Here is a 7042-nt window from a genome sequence, read left to right as displayed (position 1 = left end):
TGACTTCGTTTCTCAGGAATTGAGAGCGGCGGAAGACCCGGAATTTGAAACCTTCTACACTAAAAATATTCTGCTTAACGAAGGTCTGAGAGCTTGGATGGCTCCCCAAGACCAACCCCACGAAAACTTTATCTTCCCTGAAGAAGTATTACCTCGCGGTAACGCTCTCTAAGGATGGCAAGAAAATTTACCGAATAGGGGGAAGGGTGAAGTTAAATCACCCTTCTTTTTTGTTGATTAAGGCACTTCAAGCACTACTACTCATTTTCTGGATACCCCTGTAAGATAAACTAGAGAATTTCTTGGAGATAGAGACAATGTTTCGCCAAATTTTATTATCTAGTCTGGGTTTATTGCTAATTTGTCCCCTAGGGAGCGAGCCAGCAGCGGCCAGAACCATGAGAGTTAATTGTGAAAGTCAAAGCGGTCGCACTACTCGCTGTCCCGTCAATGCTCGATGGGCCCAGGTGAGATTAACCCGCACTCGCTCCGCTGCTCCCTGTGAGGGTAATTGGGATTTCCAAAACGGCAATATTGTGGTCAGAAATGGTTGTCGGGGCGAGTTTGAGGTACGCACCGACGACCATCACGGTAATGTTGGTGGCGGTTGGGAAGGTAATGTTTACGAAGAATTTCGCCTCCCCAATATCGGTCGTTTTGTCGTTGATCGCCGCAGTTATTATGATAGTGGCAGAATTAGAGAATTTGATGCGATCGTTAATGGCAGTCGCGAGCGTTGGTGGGCTAATTGTCGTGGTGGCGAACTTGGCAGCGGTAGTCGTCGCATCCGCTCATCCCGGGAAATCGATCGAGTAGTGGACTTTGTTTGTGAGGATCGGGGTTAAATATAGAAACCAAAACTCTATCTAAAACCTTGTAAAGTTACTTATTTATATAGCTAGATAGCTAAAATGAGTAACTTTTGCTGAAGATAGATTTTAAGAACGTTATCAGGTAAGCTAAGACGCACTTTAACCGCCTATCCTTGTATTACCTGAATCTCTCCCAATCTCTTGACTTGCCTCGAACAGTAGCTTGAGAAAACTAAAATCCTTCGCTTTTGCGAAAGAAATCCATCATCGTCATCGGTGTTTTCTCTAGCATCGATCGCTCACTTTTACTTAGTTGCTTAACCAAATTTTACTAGGCTGACAAAAAAGCCTTAAAAATCAACATAATAACTTCCTAAATTTTACGATCTATTGGCTGTATTTAACTTCAGTTCGGGGTACAGCGTTGCTCATCAAGATGAAGTGTAAACTAATTTGGTATCGACCACCGACTCCCCAAAACGAAAACTGCCTACCTGATCATTAAGATAGCTGCTGTAAGAAACCCGTTTTCTTGATCTGCTGCTAGAATTCAAGTAGATTGGAGGAAAATATATGGAGCCGGCAAACACCTTAGATGCTCTAATGCTCAAAACCATCATCAAGGAAAGCGTCCGCGAAGTTATGCGGGAAGAGTGGTTTAAATTCTTCGAGATGCTGATTCCCTATGTTGATGATATAGAACAAGCTGACATAGAAGCAACCTTTAATCCTGTTGATTACAAAGACGACGGCTTCGTTGATATTACAGGCTGGTTTAATCGTGAAGATCAGGATCAGTAGATCAGCCAATAAATTTTTGGAGAAACTAGATGCCAATAGCCGAAAATCTGTTTTGACTAAAATTGGTATTCTCAAAACCTGCCTTGAAACTCAAAACGTTTATCCCCCTGAAGAACTTGATATCAAAAAACTTAAAGGTGAGTTAAAAGGAGACAGACGAAATCTTTATTTATGAGATTAACTCTAGAGGCAATATTTACGATTAATTCAGCGATTAGCAACGTTCGCATTTATCAATTATTTTCGATACTTCTTTCCGCAGCCATCTAACTTTCCTGAGTTAATTTAGCAAATACTGCTTCTTCTTTGTTAGCAAAGTCTCCAACTTCGACTTGGTCCACTGCTTTCTTAATTTTCTCTCCAGCAGCCAGAATAATCACCCGCTCTGGACGATTACTAGACTTCTGGCATAATTAACTTTTGAGAGTTCAAAAATGGGAAAAATAGGGATGAAGTTGGCTAAAATCTCTTTATGCTTAGTTCTCCTGACTACTGACTACTGGCTCCTTACTCCTCTCTCTGAGGTTTACTGATCACTGATTACTGATTAGAGAATACCCGCGTTAGAAAGACCGAGAACCAGTCCCGCACCGAGAATATGGCCAAAACTCATGGTAGCCAATAATTCCGGCAGACCGAAGCTTTTTTTCGAGGCTAACTGCGGCAAGGGTAAGGCAGGGCCGGCCCCAGTATTTTGGATAGCAAAATAACCGATAACGAACGCTACTAGGTTAGCTAACGTCATGGTAATGCCGACGGATAAATTCCAGGGAATGGTTTGAGCAGTGGCTAAAAGTAAGGCGGAAGGGATCATTTGCGCTCCAGTCTTGATAAGATTTTGTTAACCACAGGGCATTATAAAAAGCTCTTGACCCGAAACTGCTTTTTGTTTGAATACTTAACAGTTTTTGTAACGTTTTGTGAATAAGATTAAATGCGAATTAAAATTTGCGGCATTACCCAACCGGACCAAGGACGAGCGATCGCTACTTGCGGAGCTACGGCTTTAGGTTTTATCCTCGTACCTAGTTCGCCTCGTTACGTCAAAATCGAGCAAATTAACGCTATTATCGCCGCAGTACCCGACAAAATTGATTTTATCGGGGTTTTTGCCGACGAGCAACCGGAAATTATTCAGCAAATAATTATTAAAACCCCCTTGACAAGTGTGCAGTTACATGGTAGGGAATCTCCTGAATATTGCCAAAGGTTGCGGCAATTATTACCCGACCGGGAAATTATCAAAGCTTTACGGATTAAAGACAGAGAAAGTTGGGAAAAGTCGGCAATTTACTTCAATAGCGTCGATACTTTACTGTTAGATGCCTACCATCCCCAATTGCTCGGCGGTACGGGACATACCTTAGACTGGCAAGCCTTAGCCAGTTTTTCGCCCCCCTTGCCCTGGTTTCTGGCCGGAGGACTCAACCCCGATAATATTAGTGAAGCTTTAACTCGGCTGCACCCCCAGGGTATTGATGTCTCTAGCGGCGTTGAGCGATCGCCTGGTGATAAAGACCTCAAAAAAGTCGCCCTCTTGCTAGAGCGACTGCAAAAATTCAGGGATCAGTGATCAGTTAGAAGGTTTTGGTTGTTGGGGTTTTAGGGTTTTAGGGTTTTAGTTGAATTCCCCCATTTCCCCATGTCCCCATTTCCCCATGTCCCCATTTCCCTGACTAGAAGAAATTGGGTTTATGACGGATCAGGTTAAGATACTCCTCGCGGGTTTTTTGCTCGTCTTGGAAGACTCCTAACATGGCGCTGGTGACAGTCCAGGATCCCGGTTTCTGCACCCCGCGCATTACCATGCACATATGAGTTGCTTCCATGACGACGGCAACCCCTTGGGGGTCGAGAATTTCTTGAATCGCTTCGGCAATCTGACGGGTGAGGCGCTCTTGGACCTGTAAACGACGGGAATACATTTCCACAATGCGGGCTAATTTACTTAATCCGACCACCTTTTGGTTAGGAATATAGGCAACGTGGGCCCGCCCCATGAAGGGTAACATATGATGTTCACAGAGACTAAAAAAGTCAATATCGCGCACTAATACCATCTCATTATGACCTTCATCGAAGATCGCACCATTAACGAGGGTTTCTAGGGATTGTTGATAGCCTTGGGTGAGAAACTGCATCGCTTCGGCCACCCGTTTGGGGGTTTTTAATAAACCTTCTCTTTCGGGATCTTCCCCCACCGAGATCAGGATATTTCTGACCGCATCCATCATCTGTTCTTTGTTTTCGTCGGAAGTTGGATGAATTTGAGCGGTTTTGCCATTGTGGGTGTTGCGATCGGGGCGAGTGGTCACGCGTGCTTGAATAGCGTCGGTTAAATTACCGTTTAAACCGTTAGAAGAAGCTATGGTCATAATGAAGAGGCCTGTAGGCGAATTGATTGATAAATAGAAGTATTTCGGGTTATAATGCCCCCGCACTGGGCATAATGGTCATCGTTTCCACTACGGCCTGTTTGGGCAGTAACACCGCTTGCAGAATGGCCTCAGCGATGATATCCGGGGTTAACATGGCCGAGCGATCGAAATCTGCTTTGACGCTATCGCTGTCCCAGATGGGAGTATTGACAGCCCCGGGGATGATAATCGTGATGCGAATGGCGTTAGCCCGCTCCTCGATCGCTAAAATGCGAGAAAATGCCACTAATCCCGCTTTGCTGACACTATAGGCCCCCCAATCAGGGAAGAAATTATCGGCGGCGATCGAGGAAACGTTAACGATCGTGCCTCCCCCCTGTTGACGCATGGCAGGTAAAATTCCTTGCACACACTGATAAACACTGGTTAAATTGAGATCGATCACCCGCTGCCAGTCTGACAAAGGTGTGTCAGCCAAGGAGTTTGTGTAACCCATGCCAGCATTATTGATCAGGATATCGATCGGTCCGGATTCTTGGGCGATTTTAGCGATACTAGGAGCTACTTCCGGGATATCTGCCAAATCTAAGGGGTAAGCTTGGGCTGATACGCCTAAATCTGCCGCCATTCCCGCCACGGTTGCCAATCTTTGCTGATCGCGACCGATTAAAACCAGATTAATTCCCGCCTTGGCGAAAGCGAGGGCGGTTTCTTTGCCGATGCCGCTACTGGCTCCGGTGATCAGCGCTCGCTGTTGACGAATAACAGAGTTCATGGTATAGTTTGAAATCTCTTAATTCTTGGTAGTTAGGGCAAAATTTTGGCGGTTAGGGGGACCCTAGAAAGGTTTAAGGGAGTTGGGTTAGATCGGAGCAATTTTTCTCGCACCAAAATTGCTGCGGCCCACCCGGGCGGGGGGAAGCATTGACTATCGGGTAGGTTCAAGATTAAAAATCGTTACAAAATTTTACCTAGCCAATTATAGCACTGTTAAGTCAGGGATCACTAATTTTTGTGTATATTTAGATATCTAACCAGCGAGGGGAAAAAGCGGACTGGTGGGCGAGAATTCTTGAGGCTGCCTTGAAACTCCCTCCCCCTGCGCTGAAAACTACTCACCGGAGGAGATGGCAGCGGTGGGTTGAGTGCGATTGACAATCACCACTCGATCGCCGACAACGGGACTTCTAGCGAGGAGAATTCCTTCGTTATCCTTCATTTCCAAGCGCCGAAAATCGAGAGTTTGGCAACGTTGAAAAACCGAATTAGCCAATTTATCCTGTTGTGATGCCTCCAGACTATACCAATTATCGCCCAAAATAACTACTAGACGACTAGCCAAAAAGTCCGCTTCTACGGTAGAAATAATCCCGGTGGGATAACGAGCAGTTAAATCGGTAATTTCCGCTTGAATGGCTGCGACTAAACTTTGTTCGGGAGTTAATCGCGGTTTTGCTTTGGTAATCGGGACGGGAATCGGTGCCTCTGGTGCGATTAATTCTGGGGGAGTTTCGATAATTTCCCCGGCAGCCGGGGAAGGACTAGAGACAACTTCAGGCATATTTTCGGCAATTTCCGCCGGATTTTTCGGTAAACTGACCACAGCTACTAATAGGATAGTGACTAAACTTCCTGTTAACAAGCCGGTAATTAACCAATCGGGAATTTTTTCGCTAATTCCCCCAGGTAAAAGTCGGCGAATTTTGCTCAAAATCGTCGTCCACCACCCTTCCACCTGCTCGAAATCTGGTAAAATATCGTCGATTCCCTCCGCTGCTTCGATTGGAGAATCTGCGGTTAAACTTTGCTCAACTCCTGCGAATTCGTCTGGTTTTAAAGCAGCGGCTAACTGTTGCGTTGAGTTAAGAAGATTATCAACAGCAACTTTTGGGGGTAACACTATCCCCGTTCCCGTGTTAAGTTGGGAAACGATCGAATTTAACTGCTCGATCGCCTCTTGTAGTCGGATCACTGTTTCTGCTTGGCTGAAATTCTCTCGCTCATTTGGTTGAGTCATAATTAATTCTTCTTAACCCGCTGCCATTCTTTTTCAAAATATCATTCTATGCGCCGTTTTCTCGGTTTTTTAACCAGTATTTTCCTTGTCTTCCTGACTGCTTGTGGTAGTGTCACTCCCCCGCAAGAATTTGCCCCCGACGGAGAAATCGTCGCCAAAGCCCTTTTATTACAATTTCGTCACACATCCGATCGCCTTAGTCAATCTTTACATATCGATGATCCGCAGGTAAAAATTGCTAAAATTAATGTCACCAGTCTGGAACCGCTTTATGTGGGCAATTTGCCCGCTTATCACTTGCAGGGAGATTACGATCTAACTCTACAATTGCCCCATCAAAAAGATACCAAACAACACAACAATTTTGATCTTTATTTACAAAGACAGATCGAGGGTAAAACTTGGCGTTTACTGGAAGAAGTTGCCTCGCAATGGCGCAGCTATTTAGTAAAATAACCAGAAAAAGCCCGGGGGTTTTGCTATAGTCTATGATCATCGAAAATTTTGGGTCTGAAACCCCGTCTTTCTAGGTTGGCTTTACTGTTAAGTAGTCGTGCAAAATTAATTTCCTAGTGAAGATAGGCAAGAGGCAAGAGGCAAGAGGTGGTTAGATATGTGTAATTAATTTTGCTTAGGTACTTACCAGTAACAGATAAAGCCATTGGAATTGACTTAGGAATTAGTAGCTTCGTGATTACCAGCGATGGCGACAAAGTATCTAATCCTAAGCATTTTTAAAAGCATTATCGGAGACTGCGAAAGGACCCAAAAAGCCTTTCTAGGAATAAAAAAGGCTCAAAGAATCGAGAAAAAGCGAGAATCAAAGTAGCCAGAATTGCCGCTCAAATCACCGATAGCAGAAAAGACCATTTACACAAGCTAACCACTCAATTAGTTCGGGAAAACCAAACGATTGTGGTTGAGAATTTAGCCGTCAAGAATCTGGTCAAAAACCCGAAATTATCTCAGGCAATATCTGATGTAAGCTGGGGAGAAATCACCCGACAATTAGCCTATAAATGCCGTTGGTATGG

At 44.6% G+C, this 7042-nt stretch carries 11 protein-coding genes and 1 pseudogene; 7 read left to right on the top strand and 5 right to left on the bottom strand.

What is annotated here, in order from left to right; translation table 11 throughout:
- From PX482_RS24820 to PX482_RS24805, 4 genes are all read left to right on the top strand, one after another.
- Positions 1 to 172, top strand: a 172-nt coding sequence (locus PX482_RS24820; RefSeq protein WP_271931852.1) for a photosystem II protein D2, incomplete at its 5' end; no start/stop codon positions are given.
- 145 nt (positions 173 to 317) lie between these two features.
- Positions 318 to 845, top strand: coding sequence for a DUF3011 domain-containing protein (locus PX482_RS24815; protein ID WP_002756854.1), 528 nt, complete (start codon positions 318 to 320; stop codon positions 843 to 845).
- 540 nt (positions 846 to 1385) lie between these two features.
- Positions 1386 to 1613, top strand: a complete 228-nt coding sequence (locus PX482_RS24810) for a hypothetical protein (RefSeq protein ID WP_002756856.1) — start codon at positions 1386 to 1388, stop codon at positions 1611 to 1613.
- Positions 1614 to 1629: 16 nt separating this feature from the next.
- Positions 1630 to 1788 (top strand): hypothetical protein, encoded by a 159-nt coding sequence (locus PX482_RS24805; RefSeq protein WP_288087270.1) that lies wholly within the window; start codon positions 1630 to 1632, stop codon positions 1786 to 1788.
- Between the two features lie 91 nt (positions 1789 to 1879).
- Here PX482_RS24805 and PX482_RS24800 read toward each other — a convergent pair whose 3' ends face one another.
- Together PX482_RS24800 and psaK are read right to left on the bottom strand one after the other, a co-directional pair.
- Positions 1880 to 1993, bottom strand: coding sequence for a CopG family transcriptional regulator (locus tag PX482_RS24800; protein ID WP_288094683.1), 114 nt, complete (start codon positions 1991 to 1993; stop codon positions 1880 to 1882).
- Positions 1994 to 2160: 167 nt separating this feature from the next.
- A complete protein-coding gene (gene psaK, locus PX482_RS24795; protein WP_002756861.1) occupies positions 2161 to 2427 on the bottom strand; it encodes a photosystem I reaction center subunit PsaK in 267 nt (88 codons plus the stop codon).
- Positions 2428 to 2547: 120 nt separating this feature from the next.
- Here psaK and PX482_RS24790 point away from each other — a divergent pair, with 120 nt between their 5' ends.
- Positions 2548 to 3186, top strand: a complete 639-nt coding sequence (locus tag PX482_RS24790; protein WP_002756863.1) for a phosphoribosylanthranilate isomerase — start codon at positions 2548 to 2550, stop codon at positions 3184 to 3186.
- Between the two features lie 103 nt (positions 3187 to 3289).
- Here the strand turns inward: PX482_RS24790 and folE are convergent, their stop codons facing one another.
- The 3 genes from folE to PX482_RS24775 all read right to left on the bottom strand — a co-directional run bounded on the left by folE (position 3290) and on the right by PX482_RS24775 (position 6008).
- On the bottom strand, positions 3290 to 3988 hold the full coding sequence (gene folE, locus PX482_RS24785; RefSeq protein ID WP_002738197.1) for a GTP cyclohydrolase I FolE: 699 nt from the start codon (positions 3986 to 3988) through the stop codon (positions 3290 to 3292).
- Positions 3989 to 4037: 49 nt separating this feature from the next.
- Positions 4038 to 4766, bottom strand: a complete 729-nt coding sequence (locus tag PX482_RS24780) for an SDR family oxidoreductase (protein ID WP_002756865.1) — start codon at positions 4764 to 4766, stop codon at positions 4038 to 4040.
- A 336-nt stretch (positions 4767 to 5102) separates the two neighbouring features.
- Complete coding sequence (locus tag PX482_RS24775) at positions 5103 to 6008, bottom strand: hypothetical protein (RefSeq protein ID WP_288123156.1); 906 nt, start codon at positions 6006 to 6008, stop codon at positions 5103 to 5105.
- Positions 6009 to 6056: 48 nt separating this feature from the next.
- Here PX482_RS24775 and PX482_RS24770 point away from each other — a divergent pair, with 48 nt between their 5' ends.
- The gene (locus tag PX482_RS24770) at positions 6057 to 6464 is read left to right on the top strand and encodes a hypothetical protein (protein ID WP_002756869.1); all 408 of its coding nucleotides are present in this window, start codon (positions 6057 to 6059) and stop codon (positions 6462 to 6464) included.
- A 174-nt stretch (positions 6465 to 6638) separates the two neighbouring features.
- Positions 6639 to 7042 (top strand): annotated as a pseudogene (locus tag PX482_RS24765) (RNA-guided endonuclease TnpB family protein); the annotation flags it as partial.

This window comes from Microcystis sp. M53602_WE12, from assembly GCF_030065455.1.
Taxonomy (GTDB): Bacteria; Cyanobacteriota; Cyanobacteriia; order Cyanobacteriales; family Microcystaceae; genus Microcystis; species Microcystis aeruginosa.
Note: the sequence above shows the minus strand (reverse complement) of the source record. Positions and strands in the feature narration are given on the sequence as shown.